Origin of the sequence: Ekhidna sp., assembly GCF_039960695.1 — a bacterium.
Taxonomy (GTDB): Bacteria; Bacteroidota; Bacteroidia; order Cytophagales; family Cyclobacteriaceae; genus Ekhidna.
Window position 1 is genome coordinate 163,577 of the sequence record NZ_JBDVKP010000004.1, and the last position, 15,329, is coordinate 178,905.

Annotated in this window: 10 protein-coding genes; 3 read left to right on the plus strand and 7 right to left on the minus strand. The window is 41.6% G+C overall.

The window, feature by feature from the left end; all coding sequences use genetic code 11:
* Positions 1 to 13: 13 nt before the first annotated feature.
* Positions 14 to 5,437 (minus strand): MG2 domain-containing protein, encoded by a 5,424-nt coding sequence (locus ABJG98_RS01490; protein ID WP_348277683.1) that lies wholly within the window; start codon positions 5,435 to 5,437, stop codon positions 14 to 16.
* 66 nt (positions 5,438 to 5,503) lie between these two features.
* Between ABJG98_RS01490 and pbpC the strand changes: the two genes are divergently transcribed.
* Positions 5,504 to 7,855, plus strand: coding sequence for a penicillin-binding protein 1C (gene pbpC / locus ABJG98_RS01495; RefSeq protein ID WP_348277684.1), 2,352 nt, complete (start codon positions 5,504 to 5,506; stop codon positions 7,853 to 7,855).
* Between the two features lie 57 nt (positions 7,856 to 7,912).
* Here pbpC and ABJG98_RS01500 read toward each other — a convergent pair whose 3' ends face one another.
* From ABJG98_RS01500 to ABJG98_RS01510, 3 genes are all read right to left on the minus strand, one after another.
* Positions 7,913 to 8,512 carry a hypothetical protein gene (locus ABJG98_RS01500; RefSeq protein ID WP_348277685.1) on the minus strand — a complete coding sequence of 200 codons (600 nt, stop codon included), beginning with the start codon at positions 8,510 to 8,512 and terminating at the stop codon, positions 7,913 to 7,915.
* A 71-nt stretch (positions 8,513 to 8,583) separates the two neighbouring features.
* Positions 8,584 to 10,959 carry a carboxypeptidase-like regulatory domain-containing protein gene (locus ABJG98_RS01505; RefSeq protein WP_348277686.1) on the minus strand — a complete coding sequence of 792 codons (2,376 nt, stop codon included), beginning with the start codon at positions 10,957 to 10,959 and terminating at the stop codon, positions 8,584 to 8,586.
* The gene (locus tag ABJG98_RS01510) at positions 10,956 to 11,378 is read right to left on the minus strand and encodes a transcriptional repressor (RefSeq protein WP_348277687.1); all 423 of its coding nucleotides are present in this window, start codon (positions 11,376 to 11,378) and stop codon (positions 10,956 to 10,958) included. The genes ABJG98_RS01505 and ABJG98_RS01510 overlap by 4 nt, the downstream gene beginning before the upstream one ends.
* Before the next feature lie 82 nt (positions 11,379 to 11,460).
* On the opposite strand from ABJG98_RS01510, the gene ABJG98_RS01515 reads away from it, so the two are divergent.
* Together ABJG98_RS01515 and ABJG98_RS01520 are read left to right on the plus strand one after the other, a co-directional pair.
* Positions 11,461 to 11,664, plus strand: coding sequence for a DUF6728 family protein (locus tag ABJG98_RS01515; RefSeq protein WP_348277688.1), 204 nt, complete (start codon positions 11,461 to 11,463; stop codon positions 11,662 to 11,664).
* Between the two features lie 18 nt (positions 11,665 to 11,682).
* A complete protein-coding gene (locus ABJG98_RS01520; RefSeq protein WP_348277689.1) occupies positions 11,683 to 12,408 on the plus strand; it encodes a transporter in 726 nt (241 codons plus the stop codon).
* Here the strand turns inward: ABJG98_RS01520 and ABJG98_RS01525 are convergent.
* The 3 genes from ABJG98_RS01525 to ABJG98_RS01535 are packed head-to-tail and all read right to left on the minus strand — an operon-like array spanning position 12,405 to position 15,281.
* Complete coding sequence (locus ABJG98_RS01525) at positions 12,405 to 13,661, minus strand: hypothetical protein (RefSeq protein WP_348277690.1); 1,257 nt, start codon at positions 13,659 to 13,661, stop codon at positions 12,405 to 12,407. The genes ABJG98_RS01520 and ABJG98_RS01525 overlap by 4 nt on opposite strands.
* Complete coding sequence (locus ABJG98_RS01530; protein WP_348277691.1) at positions 13,658 to 14,086, minus strand: Rieske (2Fe-2S) protein; 429 nt, start codon at positions 14,084 to 14,086, stop codon at positions 13,658 to 13,660. Before ABJG98_RS01530 ends, ABJG98_RS01525 begins: the two co-directional genes overlap by 4 nt.
* A gap of 1 nt (position 14,087) precedes the next feature.
* Positions 14,088 to 15,281, minus strand: a complete 1,194-nt coding sequence (locus ABJG98_RS01535) for a di-heme oxidoredictase family protein (RefSeq protein WP_348277692.1) — start codon at positions 15,279 to 15,281, stop codon at positions 14,088 to 14,090.
* Positions 15,282 to 15,329: the final 48 nt, after the last annotated feature.

Here is a 15,329-nt window from a genome sequence, read left to right on the forward strand (position 1 = left end):
ACACATGGACACTCTATTTTACTACAACTTTTCCTGCACCGTGGTACGAATGGTATTCATTATTATACATCGCGTCTGCAGCTACAGGTCCAAGGTTGTATGTTCCTTTGGAAACTGCTCGAACCATGTAGTAATAGTTTCGGGTATTACTATAGTTGAGGTCAGTAAACAGATGCACTCGGTCATCCCTAAAGTCCGAGTAATCTGGTCTACTGGCATCTCTGATCCATCTAAATGCAGGCAGTTGACCAAAACGAGGATTTTCTACCTCAAAGCAACCCGGTAGCATATCTGTAACCACCACATTTTCGATGTTGGAATTGAAGGTTTTGGATAAGCTTAATTTGACAATTAAGCGATCGTTTTGCTTGATGTTGCTAAGGTTAGCAATCGCACCATTTTCGTGATAATAGGTCCTTCTCACACGGATGTATTTATCTTCCTGAACATACGATCCGTCTTTACTTATACCTTCAGATTCCCAAAAGTAATAGAGTGTACCTTCTCCGGATGTGTTGATGCTCACTTTGCCTTTCACATCTTCGCCGCTGAGTTCAAGTGGTTCTTTGGTGTTTTTGTAGGATCCAATTGTTTTACCATTGGCTGCTATTTCAGCGTTAATTGACGTTTTTTCAGCTTCCCTGGCAATTCTACCTAGTGCAATCAAGCTAAAAGCTCGCTCTTGTGTACTGAACCACCTGCGGCTTTTAAGCGCTTCTGATATGTTCTTGGCCATTACGGGTATTTCAGAATTGGTCGGATCGACATCTAGCAATGCAGTTAGGGCAAGTGCTTCGTCGCGAATCGGAGAGTAGAAGCTTCCACCGGTAGATCGAATTTGAGATTCGCTCTTAAATTGGGCACCTATGAGTTCCCCACTACGTGAAGGATCACCAGAAAGTACATATGCTGCACTCAGCAAATACTTGCTGTCAGAAGTGAGATATTCCGTTTTCGATAGATAGAAATTCATGGTGGAAACCTGTGGCTGGCCTACTAGAGCAAGTACATAAAGCGAGTAGATATTCGCTCGTGGATAGATCGCTCGCTTTTGTGTGTAGGTATAATAATAATCGATAACCTTCTTTTCATTGGCTTTCTTGGCTAAATAGTCAAGTCCTTTGGATAGGACATTCCCATCTACATTGTAGCCAGCTCGCTGAGCTTCTACCAAAAAGTGAATGGCGTATACTGAACCCCAAAATGATTCTCGTCCTTGCCCGGGCCAATAGGTAAAACCTCCATTATATAACTGCATCAGATAAAGCCTTTTGATAGCTTCATTCACAATGTAGTTGGCATTTTTGACCTCCAAATCGTCTTTACTAAGCACACTACTGGTTATGTTTCGATAATAAAGCAGTGGAAATCCTTGGGAAGTAGTTTGCTCAAGACATCCATAAGGGTAACGTAGCAAGTAGGAGAGGTCTTTGGTGAACTCTACCATTGGAGATTTACTCACAATGAGTTTTCGTTTTACTGTCCTTTCTATAAAGTTCGAATCCTTAATTTCTGCCTCTTCCGTTTTCGAGCCTTTAATAACCCCCGAACCAGTAATCTTAAGGAGCGGTGAGTTAGGGCGGATGGTTATATCAGTTTTGTGAGAATAGGTGCTGCTTCCGTCTTCTACCTTTACATGTATATCACTACTTCCGATGTTGTTGTCAGCATAGAGCGTGTAGGTCAAAGCAGTTTCCTGACCAGCCGACAGCGATTCTTTGTATTTGGCTTTTCCAATCACATTCAGCAATTCACCGGCACTGACTTCTACATCGGCTTTGATTTGATCACTAGTAGTATTTGAAACAGCTACGGGCATGATCAATGTATCTGTTGGGCTAAGGAAACGGGGAATTCCAGGACTGATTACGATAGGATCAGCCACGGTCATATTGTCCTGTCCATTGCCGAAAGCTTGATCCTTAAACGCTACTGCCATGATTCGCAGGTCACCTGAAAACTGAGGAATATCTATGGTGTATTCCAGGTTTCCTTTACTGTCTGCCTGTTTTACACCGTTCCAGAAGCTAACTAACTTCACCCGATCATTGTTCATCGGATTGATTCTGGAAGATAGCTCTCTGGCCAGTCCAGCACCACCGCCAGTCAGATTTCCAGCTATTTCAGGAAATAGGTATGGATAAACATCATACGACTTTACTCCCAAGGCTCGTTTCCCGTAGAAGAAATTGTATGGGTCAGGAGTTTGATATTTAGATACTTGAAGTATACCTTCATCAACCACAGCTAGTCCTACCATGGCATTAGGTGTGGTAGAAATCTTGATAGTTTGAGACTGATTTGATTTTGATTTTTCTACCGCTTCAATTTTGATATCGAGTTTATTGGCTGCCTTATCTACTTTGATTGGACTGTATCCATGTGCCACAGTGAGAGGGATATCCGATTCTTTTTGAGGTTTGAAAAGGGTAGTTGAGACGAAAACATTGGGTAAATAGCTGTCTTTAATTGGTAGGTCAAATTGGGCTGAGCGATTGTCTGCCTGCACATAGAAGTGATCCAGCACATTGTTACTTTCTATAGTAACCAATACTTTTCCTGAAAACGGCGTTTTCAAAAGCACTTTGGCCGTTTCCCCCGGACTGTATTTTTCCTTGTCAAAAACAATATCTACTTCACCTTCATTGTCTACTTCAAATGAATTGGTGGTTGTGGAACCGTACCCATAGGCGTAGAAACTTCTGGAAACGTAGTTATTCACTCCAGGAGGAAAAATGCGAACTTCATATCTTCCGGAAAGGTCGGGTATAAAGGAGATACTGGTGTTATCACCGTTAAACACCATTTCCTTGTCTTCGATCACTCGTTCATAGCTCTGAGATCGGTAACGATAATAGCTTCCAGACTTGGCAAGCACTGTCTTGTACTCGTGTTTGATCACTTTTACAGTTGCTTTTTTACCATCCAGGATGTTTCCGTCTTTGTCCAATGCGATGAGATTGGACTTTACCAAATCACCTGTTTTCACCCAATAGTCATCGCTTTTCAATCCAAAAAACACGTCCTGTGTATACACGTTGGATCGATTTATCACTGCCACAGGTCTGCCTGTTTCGTCAAAGACTGTTACGAATGCAGTCATGCGGATGATGCCATTGTCTTTGAAACTGGTAGGAATGTCCACTGAAATATTGGCTTTGCCTTCAGAATCGGTCGTTCCTTGCTTGGTTATGTCATAAAATTGGGTGTTGGTTTTATCAAAGTTGAAATTGTAGCCACCAAATCCTTTAGGATAAAAGCCAATCTTCGTCCACTGCATGCGGAGTTCATAGTTTTTATCGGCAGCTGGTGGGCCAAAGAAGTTTACTGCTCTTACATCTATATTGATCTTTTTATCAGCAGATGTGTACTCTTCCTTATCTAGCTCAGAATCAACTTTGATACGATCCGGTAGGAATTCCTCTACCTTGAGCGTCTGGCTCGTTAAAAATTTATCGTTTGATGTCTTAATTGTGATAGAGTAATTACCTGTCAGACTCGCTTTTGGTAAGGCAATGGATGTCTCTGTTGATCCTTGGCTGTTTAGAATTTTCTGCTGGTTAATGAATTCACGTCCGTCCGGCGTACGCACATTGATTTTGATTGGGATTTCTCCTGGTAAGCCCCACTTTCTATCTCTGACTATCACCGCAAAGTTTGCTGTTTCACCAGGCCGATAAAGATCCCTTTCCATAAAGATGAAACCCTCATAGACTCTGTCGGTCAGGTACTTGCCACCAACATCATATCTGGAAGTTTGCACCGCGGTAGAGCCAAAGTCCAGCAAGTTATAGTCGTCCTGAAGGCTAGCGGTTACCATTTGTGGTCTGAATCCATTCGGAAGGTTGGGTTCAAGGTTTAATACTGCGACACCTTGCTGATTGGTGTTTACAGTTTGGAGTTTTTGATTGTTGGTGCCAATCAGCGCGACTGAAGCATTGGAAATAGGCTCTCCGGAATCCAGCGAGTTGATGAACACATGGACATTGTTTTCACCATTCTTCACTATGATGCCCAGGTCAGAAATAGAAACCAGACGTGCGTCTTTCAACCATCGATTTTCTGTAGATCGAACTTGCACTACATAAATGCCTCTATAGTCCCTGAGTTTGTCTTCAAAATCAAGGTTCAGCAGGCTGAAATTGCCTTCGCGTGTCAGCTCAACAGTCTTGATTTTTTTAGACCATACTTCATCCTGGAGGTTAGTGTTGTTGTAGTTATATCCGTAATAATATTCGTCTGAGTTATAGTCGTAGTAGTAATCTCTGCTAGCCAGAAATGACTTTGCATTGTTTTCATATAGCTTGGAAACAACAACTTCAACTTCTGGAATATTTAGAATCTGAACTTTGATGTTTTTGAACCCTTTCCTGCTTAGGAAACGAGTCTTGTTGCTTGCAAACTTAATGGTAGGTTGCACTTTTCCGAAGGAAAACTCCTCACGGTAGTTATTCTTTAGCAGCCCACCAATCTCTCCCTCAATACCTTTTTTCAAGGTTACTTCATACTTTTCAGTCACTTCAAAAGCTTCACTGGTAATGATGAATCCATTGTTTTTCCGTTCTACATCGTAGGCCAACTTTGGTTTGATTTCAATGAACTTTTCATAGTTTTTAAGTTGTGGAGCTTGCGAGGTTACTATAGTAAGAATGCCTTTTGAACCATCATAGTTTGAGCTGACACTGTTTACTTTGAAATTGTAGGGACTATTGAGATTTGTTGTTATTTGTTTAGCTTCTTTCGTTGCTTGATTGCCTCCAAAAGGCCTAATTCCCGGTTGCAAAGTCACTTTGACTGGTACGGTCACATCTTTGAGTTCAAACTGATCTACATAAAATTTGACTGTTCTGGCGTACTCTTCTTTGGTGTCCATGAGAATTGCTACATTTTCGGAACCAAGCTGTAGCTCGAGGCGGCTTTTAAGCTCAGAGACAGGAACCGGGAAGTTGAACTCCAGTTCCACAAACACCTTAGGAGTATCCTTTGATTCCTTGTTTAGTCGTGCCCAGTAAGATGAAATTTTAGACACGCTCAATGGAGTGGTCTTGAATGAAAATGAGACATCATCGCCCAAAGCGAAGGAACCATCTGGAGGTAGCACCTTCTTTGTAACTGTACCGCTTATGGTTGTAGCAGGAGGTAATTTTTCAGAGGGTGAGAATGTAAGTCGATTTGGAGTTTCCCAATTGAAGACGCCGGCAATTTCAGGCTCAAATTGAATGTATTGCGTACTATCCCACAGGTTGAGTTTACTTTCATCCGCAATATTTTGTGAAAACTCTATCGTAAGGTTTTGTGTCGTGTTGACTTCTTCACCAAAGTTCTTGTATGAAATTTCTACCTTGTCTTTATTGCTGCACGAAACCAAGAGAGCAACTGAGGAAAGAGTAAGCAATGCATTTTTGATGGACATAAAATGAGAAAAGGAATTGGACATGATGTGAGAATTGGGTTAGGTGTGAGCAAACTAAATAATAAAAAATCAAACCCGCTTTACGGTTAGATGAACTTTCAAAGAATAGCATCATATTTTAAAAATCGAAGGAAAAGGATTCTGAAAAGGATTATTGCTGGGCTGGCAATATCAATAGGACTCTTTTTGACCTTTTTGGTCCTTGACTATGTGTTTCCATTTGATCAGAGACTGGATTATTCCACATTAGTAATAGATAGCAATGGAGATATACTGAATGCCTATCTGTCTAATGATGATAAGTGGAGACTTTACCTCGAACAGGAGGATATCACCGAAGAATTAAAGAAAGCAATTCTTTTCAAAGAAGATCAATATTTCTATTCGCATCCTGGTGTAAATCCTATTTCTATCGTGCGTGCATTTGTTCAGAACATTACTAGTGGGAAAAGGAAGTCAGGTGCATCCACTATAACCATGCAGGTGTCACGTCTACTCAATCCAAAGGAGCGAACCTATGGAAATAAAATCGTGGAAATGTTCAACGCACTTCAACTGGAGTATCATTGCAGCAAGGATGATATTCTACGTTTATACCTGAACTTGCTACCTTACGGCGGGAATATTGAGGGAATTAAATCTGCTTCTCATATTTACTTCGGCAAAGATCCAAAGTTGCTTAGTCTTGCAGAATTAGCAGGTTTGGTGGCGATTCCCAATCGGCCCAGCTCACTCTCCATTAAAAATGATCATGCGCCCATCAATCAGGCAAAAGACAAATGGTTGAAGAGGTTTCAGGTCGCCAATGTGTTTCAGTCACACATTATCGATTTGGCCATGACTGAAGAGTTGAAGCCAAAGAGAAGAGACTTGCCCAATCATGCGCCGCATCTATCCAGAAGATTAAAGGCTAACACGAAAAATAAGATTATCAAGACTTACCTGGAGTATGAAAGTCAGAAACGAATTGAGGAAATAGCTTCTGCGCACATCAATCGACTCAAATATCTGAATGTTACGAATACGTCTATTATAGTGATTGAAAATAAAACCCGAAGAGTGATTAGCTATGTAGGCTCAGCCAATTTTTATGATGAGCAAAGCGCTGGTCAGGTCGATGGTGTTTCAGCCATTCGTTCCCCCGGAAGCACACTCAAGCCACTGCTCTATGCCTTGCACTATGATAAAGGCAACCTGAGTCCAAAGCGCAGAATTGCAGATGTACAAATGAGCTTTGGAGGCTATGAGCCTGAAAACTATGATAACACCTTTCATGGATGGATTTCTTCAGAAGAAGCCTTGAGGCAATCGCTTAATGTTCCAACTGTGCAATTGCTCAATGATTACGGCATCTCTAAATTTATAGAACCATTAGTGAGATCACAGTTTAGAACCATAGAACGTACGAAAAATAAGCTGGGTCTTTCGTTAATATTAGGAGGTTGCGGAGTTTCATTGAAAGAACTTGCCGGTCTCTATTCGGCTTTTGCCAATGCAGGGAATTATCAGCCGTTACAGTTCTATAAAAATGTGGATTCCACTAATCGTGAAAGCCCTATTGTTTCAGAACAAGCAGCATATATTCTAACAGAAATATTGACAGAGGTGACCAGGCCTGATTTACCGGACAGCTGGAAAGACAATCCTAATCGTCCGCGAATAGCGTGGAAAACGGGCACCTCTTTTGGCCGACGCGATGCCTGGAGTATTGGCTACAATCAAGAATATACAGTAGGAGTGTGGGCTGGGAATTTTTCAGGGGAAGGTGCGCCGGAGCTATCCGGTGTTGGAGTAGCAGCACCCATTCTCTTTGATGTATTCAATGTTATTGCTGATGTCTCCACTTATGACTGGTACGAACGTCCGCCGGGTGTCGATCGGGTTTTGGTGTGTGACGAAACAGGCTTAACACCAAATACTTTTTGTACGAATACCGTGGTGGATCAAGTCATTGAAGGCGTGACGATTCCTAGTTTATGTCAACATTTAAAACCTGTGCTTATTGCTCCTGATTCATCAGAAAGCTACTGCATGACCTGTGTAAAGGATGCTGAAGAATATAAAGAAGCGCTATTTTCCAATCACTCTGCTGAGCTGTTAGATTATTTTAAAACGGAGAAAATAACCTATACGAAAGCTCCTGATCATTACAAGTTTTGTGAGCGTGTTTTTCCGGATCAAGGTTTAGAAATTGTGTCTCCGGTAGATCGGCTTGAATACTACGTAGATGCAGATGATGAAAAACAGATTCAACTCAAAGCACAATCGCCATCCAATACCACCAGGTATTTCTGGTATATCAATGATGTCTTTTATAAGTCAGTTTCAAGAAACGAAGAAATATACTTTACCCCTTCGGAGGGGAAAATAAAGATATCCTGCAGCGATGATCGAGGCAGAAATCAGAATATTACGATTTCAGTAAAGAAGGTCAGTTTTTAAATAAAAAAAGTCCTGCTAAAAGCAGAACTTTTGTCTCTAACCTAATATTAATGAGGATTATTCGCTTACGTTGATGGTCCATGTAATATCAATATCTGTTTCTCCATCGGAAGAAGTAGAGGTGGCGGATTTAATGTCTGGTTGATGCTTCAATAAGACTCTAAACTCTCCACCTGTTGAACCTTGATTAGTAGTAATCCATGTTGTGGATAGTCCAATTGGGTTTCCGCTATCATCCTGATCGGTGTAGTTGATTGTTCCGGTTGATCCAATATTTCCTGTTCCGGATGGATCTGAGAACACACCACTACTGAACCCAAAAAATAGTTGATGTTCATCGCCTTCTTCTTCAACTTCCACTGTGATGTCTTCAGCAGGGGATTCCAACGTGTTGGCCATTGTTATGTTCAGAGTATAGGTGGTTTGCGTGTTTAGCTCGATATCAGAGAGCACTGGGTTACCTGTTCCTTCACCATCTGCGTCTAAATAAGTAGCTACAATTGCTGACCCTCCACCAGCAGGTGTAAATGTTAGTGTCACACTGTTGATAATTTCTTCTTCATTTTCTGCAGCTGGCACATCGTCATCACTACACCCAACAAAGGCAAAGCTCATGGTCATTAGTCCGATCAATAAATAATTTTTGAATGATTTCATATGTTTTTCTTATTTGCAATACTGTTGCAAGTATATGAAATATTTACATAAATGCAACAATGTTGTAAAAACTAAAAAACATAGCTTGCAGCTAAACCTACATTGGTGCCTAAGTCGTCGGCATAGTAGCGAATGTTATCCGTGTATCTGCGATAGCGTGAGTTCAAGAGGTTTTCACCTGACAATTTGATGGAAAGATTCTTTTTTGTGTATTTGATTGAGGCATTCATCAGTAGAAATGCATCAGGTGAATCCACAAAGTCAAATGTTCCTGAACGATCAAAAGGAAGGTCCGCATTGGATTCAAAATTTTCAGGAGCGATGACGGAAGGAGTAAGCGACTGTGATGCCTCAAATTCTGGATAAAATTCGAAAACAAAATTGCCGATTCTTTTTTCCAAACTGAGCTGAATGTTTAGTGGGGGAATACCAACGAATCGTTGATCATTGCCCCGATCTTTGGCGTAGACATAGGCTAGTTTAAAATCTGCGCTAAACGATTCATTCCACATTTTTTGGATATTCAAATCCAGTCCGGTATAGATCGCATCTGTCTGATCATGGATGAAATAGGGGAATGTGCCTCTTACAGTTTCAGTAATTCCGTATGGTCGAAGAAAGAAGTAGTTGTTAATCCAGTTTACATACGGAGTGAATTCAACTTTCCAGTCATTGCTGTGATAGTTGATAGTTCCGATCCATTTCAAGCCTCTTTCACTCTCCACTTCTCGATCATCATTCGTCAACACATTTTGCGTCGAAATGCTGTCATTTGAAGGGAAAAGCTCATATCGCCACAAGCCAAATTCAAAAACCGATTGATGTTTTCCAAAACTGTACAGCTCATTGATGTTTGGAGCTCGCCAGGCAGTGCCAATATTGGTACGAATGCTGAAATTTGGCCATTCCTTCAGCAACCCTAGCGTGAATGTGAAATTTTGATAGTTTAGGTTGTCTCTATATATGTCATTATTGGAATCTCTGCCGCGTACGTTCATATTCATCAGGTCAAAACGAATACCAGCCTCATAGGTGAGACTTTCTTTTTCAAGAGATTCAATGGCAAATAATCCGAGCGTATTGGTATTGTAGTTTGGCACAAATGGGATGGTATTCGTGCCTGGCCGATTGTCGTTGTTTTGATTGATAAATTGGGCACCTAACGTACCTGCTAAGAGGCCTTTGCTTGGATGATCCCAGTCAATATCGATTGTATGGGTCATGAGATTGAGGTTTATAGCTGGTCGTTCATTGTTGGTCCCTCTACGCACGTCAAATTCTTTGCGCTGATTGCGCTGCAGCGCATATTGAAAATCAAACTGTTGCTCACCAAGAAAAAGTGCCGATTCAAGCTTTAACAAGTCGTGGATTGTTTCTTGCCTGGGATTATTAATCTCGTAAGAGAAAGATTTAGTATTCGACGGAATAGGAGAGCGTATAGCTTCCGCAAGACCGGCTAAGTTATCACTTACCGACCCTCTGAGTATGCCCAGCGTTTGTTCAAAATGGCTTACATATACCTTTAGATCAACAATTGGAAAATGAAATTTTGCCCCAGCAGTAAGACTTATTTCCTCTTTTCCAGTATTTGTCAATTGGTAATCTGGCGCATTTAGATCTCCTTGTTTGGTTGCAGAGGCCGTAGCAATCCACGCTGCTCTTTCAAAACCTTGGTTAAGACTGATTTCTCCGGATAGTGAACGGCCATTGGATTGAAAACCTACGTTGGCCTCACCATTGAGTTTAGTATTAAATGAAGACTCAGGAGCATTCACTAAAATCACTCCACCCAATGCGTCAGATCCATAGCGAACCGTTGATGCCCCTTTGATAAGCTGAATTCGATCAATTTGAGAAGCATCGATTTCTACACCATGTTCCGCTCCCCAGGATTGATAGGAGTGACGTACGCCATTGTTGATTATGAGTACTCGGTTGGAATGTAGACCATGGACTACCGGTTTTACGATATTCTGTCCAGTTTTTAAGGTTGAAACTCCCGCACTTTGAGAAAACAAATCTCCGGCACTGGTTCCCAGAGACGCCAACTGATCCACCTTTATATTTATTGGCTCCAGTGTCTTCAACTCATGAGCGTTTAGTTCTTGTTCTACCACCACACTTTCCAGCAAAGTTTCATCGGCCGCCATATAAATGATAGGAGTATTGTGATGAAAGTCGTGATGGTGGGTGAGTGTTTTATACCCAACAAACCGAATTTCCAGATCCACCTCATCTTCACAAATTCCAGTAATCAAGAAAGAGCCTTCCTCATTTGATACAGCACCAAGAGAGGTTCCTACAATTTTAACGGTAGCGAAAGGAAGCGGCTCATTGGTATCTATATCAATCACCTGCCCTTTGATTGAACGATCACAGGGAGTGTCCTGAGAAAATCCTGACATAGATGTGACCAATAGCGAAACAAAAAGGAAATATCTCATCATATCAGGGCACACTTACCACAAATTCCGTCCACAATCATGTTGATTCCATCTACTTTGTACCCGGATGGAACAGTCACATGATGAGCTACTTTTTCTTCTAGGCATTCAATTTGTCCACATTTGTTGCATTTGAAATGCACATGATTATGTTCATGTTGGTCAGGAGAGCACGTATCGTGACAAAGCCCATAAGTCGCTATGCCGGTTTCATTGGGTATTCTGTGTAGAATTCCTGAGTCCAGGAAGCTATTAAGTGTTCGGTATAGGGTAACCCTGTCATATGTGGTAAGCTGATTTTCAAGGTCACTTTGAGATAGTGCACTTTTCTCATCTAAAAAGAATTGCATCACATCCATTCGACAATCAGTAATTCGAAGTTGGTGTGTTTTTAAGATACCTTTAATGTTTTCCTGAGACATAGGGCAAATATAGTTTATGCAACTAAATTGCATTTAATTTTTTAATGAACACTTTTCTAACTTTGTGAGTTGAATGAATAATATGTCAGAACAACAAAATCCAGATAAAGAGAAAGTCAATTATTTTGATTTCAGTGAAGTGCTGACGTATTTCTTCAGAAAGAAAGACCCTAATCGTCCCAAAAGTTTCAACTTAAAGGCTATGCACACCATCAATAAAATATCGATCCTGATATTTTTGGGAGCTGTAATCGTAATGATTGTAAGAGCGATCTCGAGAACGTAGCTTTGTATGATGAAAAAGATGCTCGCCTTATCGGCACTATGTGTTGCCGTCTCAACATTTGCTCAAGATTCAGATCCAATCGCTACGGATCGGCCCACGCAATCAGCCGGATCTACAGTTGTGCCAAAAGGTAGCGCTCTCATAGAATATGGATTTATTTACGAGAAGGCCGGCGATTTTTCAAATGTGACATTTGCTAATGTATTGGCTCGTGTAGGTTTATTGAATGGCGTTGAATTAAGGATCACTCAAAACATCCAGCAGGTAAAGAATGAGCTTACTGACACAAAGGTAGATGGATTGTCTCCGATCACTTTGGGAACCAAAATTCACTTGATAAGTGAACAGGGTGCTGTACCACAGGCAAGTATTATAGGGCAGGTTACCCTATCAAATGGAAATGAAGCTTTCCGACCCGATGAGGCTATCCCGGAAGTGAGATTGAATTTTTCAAATTCATTGTCTGATTTCCTTTCGCTGGGTTATAATATCGGTATGGCCTTTCCAGAAGACAATAAGGTTACGATCTACTCAATGGTTTTGGGTTATTCATTTTCTCCAGGATGGACCGTTTTTGCTGAGCCATACGGGTTTTTGCAAGAGGGTGTTTCAGATCACCGATTCAATACCGGCCTGATCTATCTCATCTCCGATAGGGTTCAATTTGATATCTCCGCTGGAATTGGATTGTCTGATGTTTCACCGGATTCCTTCATAGGTTTTGGTGCCGCGATAGGATTTTAGAAGTAGCTCGAAATTCCAAACTGTATTCCGCCAATTTTTGCAGGTGGGTTGCCTAAGATGTCTTGCTGTTGCATCATGCGGTAGTTGATTCGGATCACAGTTTGAGCCGTTGGTCGTAAACTGATGGCTGGAACGATTGCCCAAATGTCATCAGAAATATTCCCTCCTGTTTCATTGAAGTTTCCCACATTCCAGTCTACATATTCCAACCTGCACGCTACATTCAAAGTAGCTTCTTTAAAGTCGAAGATGTTCCCTTTAATTATTGGCTGTATAACATCCACAAAGCCACCTTTCTGACGATTACCAAATTGCTGGCTAAAGGTCTCGGGAACATCAATAGAAATCCAGGCAAACTCGCCTACTATATTCGTATTGGTCCAGGGTAGCGACGAGTTAATATCAATGGCATAAACATCTAGTCTTCTTTTTTCATCCAGTTCTAACCCATCTTCCTGGTAGGTATTGTATATCCCACCCATGTAGGAAAACCCAATTTCGCCAACTAAACTATGACGCACGGCAACTTTCCCTGTTAGTAGTGGTTCACCGTTACTACTTTCTTCAAACCGTTCTTTGTTTGCTTTAGATGCAGGTAGAAAGGTGCGGTTTTCACCATTATTGATAATGGCATCATTGAACCCATTGGTTAAATATGCTTCATAGCCAAAAGCCCAATCTCCTGAATAGTTTTTACCATATAGCCCAAATCCAACATTGCTCCATGTGGCTGGCAACATCTGTGTCGCAGAAATTGGACGGTCAACGAACTCCCATTTTGGACCATCGTGATTCTGATTGAACGCACCAATGGGATTCATGATCACTCCACCACGGAGATTGAGGAGCGGGTGAAAATTGAAATCCAGGGCTGCAAACTCAATGGCTACTTCTTCTCCACCTTCTTCCAGCTCTATTTCAGAAAGGAATTTGATTTTTGGATGAATAGATGATGCAATAAAAATAGTCATACGTGGCACTCTGAAAGAGTGTCCATCGGTAACTCCATCTTCGCCGATGTACTGATAATCCGCTTCTATGTAGCCACCTACTGACACAGGCAGTTTTCCAACCTGAAGAAATGGACGGTTGTATACGGCATCCATATTCATCGCCCCTTGCTTTAAGGTGTCTTGAGGAACTCGCTTAAGCAATGTACTATCAACTTGTGCAGTAGCAGAGAGTGCCATTACTAGAAATATCAACTTAAAGGGGCTGTAAGGGTGTTTTATGTTTTCAATAAATGATTTCACGAAAGGTCTATTTTGAGTATGTTGTTTGCTGAAGTCACAGGAAATGAGCGAAGGTTGGCGTCTGCTGGTCCATTCTGTACATTTCCTGTTTTGGTGAATTCACTGCCATGTGCAGGACATTGGAGCCTATCTCCAAATACCTGCAATTCAGTTCCCTGATGGGTACATCGCATATATAATGCGGTATATTGAGTAGCGTTTTCTCGAAATACGCTTATCGGATATTGTAACTGATCGTTCTGTACGATCACATACTTACGAACCGAATCACCATCGTTAAAGGCAGAGACATCTAATTCTAAGAAAGAATCTTTGATAGGCGCAGTAACGTACTTGGTGCCAGCACACGAAGAAAGCAGCATGCTTCCGGCCATCATGCCCAGACAACCTGTCCCGCATACCCGTATAAATTCTGTTCTTTTCATTTCAGAGTGATTTTAAAAAAGCAATTAGGTCCTCCTTTTCTGTTTCGCTCATCGCGCTATATGCATCTCTGCTTGCTTGCGCTTCTCCACCATGCAATAAAATGGCTTCCTCTATACTCTTAGCTCGTCCATCATGCATCAGGAAAAATTCACCTCCTTGGGAATTCGGAGATAGCCCCAGTCCCCAGAGAGGTGGTGTACGCCATTCAAATGTTTCGGCCGAACCTTCTGTCACACCATCATCTAAACCAGGTCCCATGTCATGCAGAAGTAAGTCAGTGTAAGGATAAATCGTCTTATTGGATAATGCTGCATTAGGGTTTTGAGGCGTTGTAAATGTTGGAATGTGGCATGCAGAACAATCTATATTACTAAACAAAGCTTTGCCTGAAATTACCGAAGGATCATTCTCATCTCTTGGCAGTGGAGCTTTTAATGTTTGAAGATAAAAAACAACATCTCTAACTGTTTGATCGCTTACTTCAGGATCAGTTGAAAAGCCTGAGTGGGTATCAACCGGCTCAAATGTGGACGTTACGCCCATGTCTTGATTGTAAGCACCTACCGTTTGTTGAAGCAAATCAATAGCTGCGCCCTTTTTACCAAAGCGGCCGATGTATTGACCGGCTACAGGTTGATGATCAGCTCGTGGATTAAAATAGGATGGGGGAGTGATGTAATTGGGAACCCCAGAAATACCGTCGCCATCTGTATCGTTTGGATCTGAATTAGCCAGGATCTGTTCATCTGTTAATGCTTCCAGAAATCCGAGTCCTGTAACGGCTGGGGGAGTAAAATTCATTGAAGGTGTACCTTCAGGAATTCTTTCCGGCTCAAACCCCGGTACTGCCCGTTGCTGAAGTTGAGGGCCACCAATCGTGAGGTCTGGAGGTGTATTTGGAAGTGTCTGACCAAATCGAGTCAACGTCGTAAAGGGATGACCTTTACCATCTCCAGCGTGGCAGCTACCACACGAAGTGGCTACAAATAACGGGCCCAGCCCAGTTTCTTTTGAAAAAACTTCGTCATTGAACGCAACATCCCCGGCAAGAAATTGTGCTTGCTGTGATTGAGTCAAACCCTCAGTTGGCCCATCGAGCAGTTCATTCTCTGCAGGAGCGACTGGAATGATTTTTTCACAACCAAACAATAGAAGCATGGTGGTAAGTAGTGAGATGGTTTGATTCAGATTCATATTTTCATATTCTTTTCTCTTGCGACTATGCAAAATTATAAATTAGTT

What these genes read in the sequence shown, in the direction of transcription:
- ABJG98_RS01490 (WP_348277683.1), bottom strand. Translation starts at nt 5,437, where the DNA reads ATGTCCAATTCCTTTTCTCATTTTATGTCCATCAAAAATGCATTGCTT.
- pbpC (WP_348277684.1), top strand. Translation starts at nt 5,504, where the DNA reads ATGAACTTTCAAAGAATAGCATCATATTTTAAAAATCGAAGGAAAAGG.
- ABJG98_RS01500 (WP_348277685.1), bottom strand. Translation starts at nt 8,512, where the DNA reads ATGAAATCATTCAAAAATTATTTATTGATCGGACTAATGACCATGAGC.
- ABJG98_RS01505 (WP_348277686.1), bottom strand. Translation starts at nt 10,959, where the DNA reads ATGATGAGATATTTCCTTTTTGTTTCGCTATTGGTCACATCTATGTCA.
- ABJG98_RS01510 (WP_348277687.1), bottom strand. Translation starts at nt 11,378, where the DNA reads ATGTCTCAGGAAAACATTAAAGGTATCTTAAAAACACACCAACTTCGA.
- ABJG98_RS01515 (WP_348277688.1), top strand. Translation starts at nt 11,461, where the DNA reads ATGTCAGAACAACAAAATCCAGATAAAGAGAAAGTCAATTATTTTGAT.
- ABJG98_RS01520 (WP_348277689.1), top strand. Translation starts at nt 11,683, where the DNA reads ATGCTCGCCTTATCGGCACTATGTGTTGCCGTCTCAACATTTGCTCAA.
- ABJG98_RS01530 (WP_348277691.1), bottom strand. Translation starts at nt 14,086, where the DNA reads ATGAAAAGAACAGAATTTATACGGGTATGCGGGACAGGTTGTCTGGGC.
- ABJG98_RS01535 (WP_348277692.1), bottom strand. Translation starts at nt 15,281, where the DNA reads ATGAATCTGAATCAAACCATCTCACTACTTACCACCATGCTTCTATTG.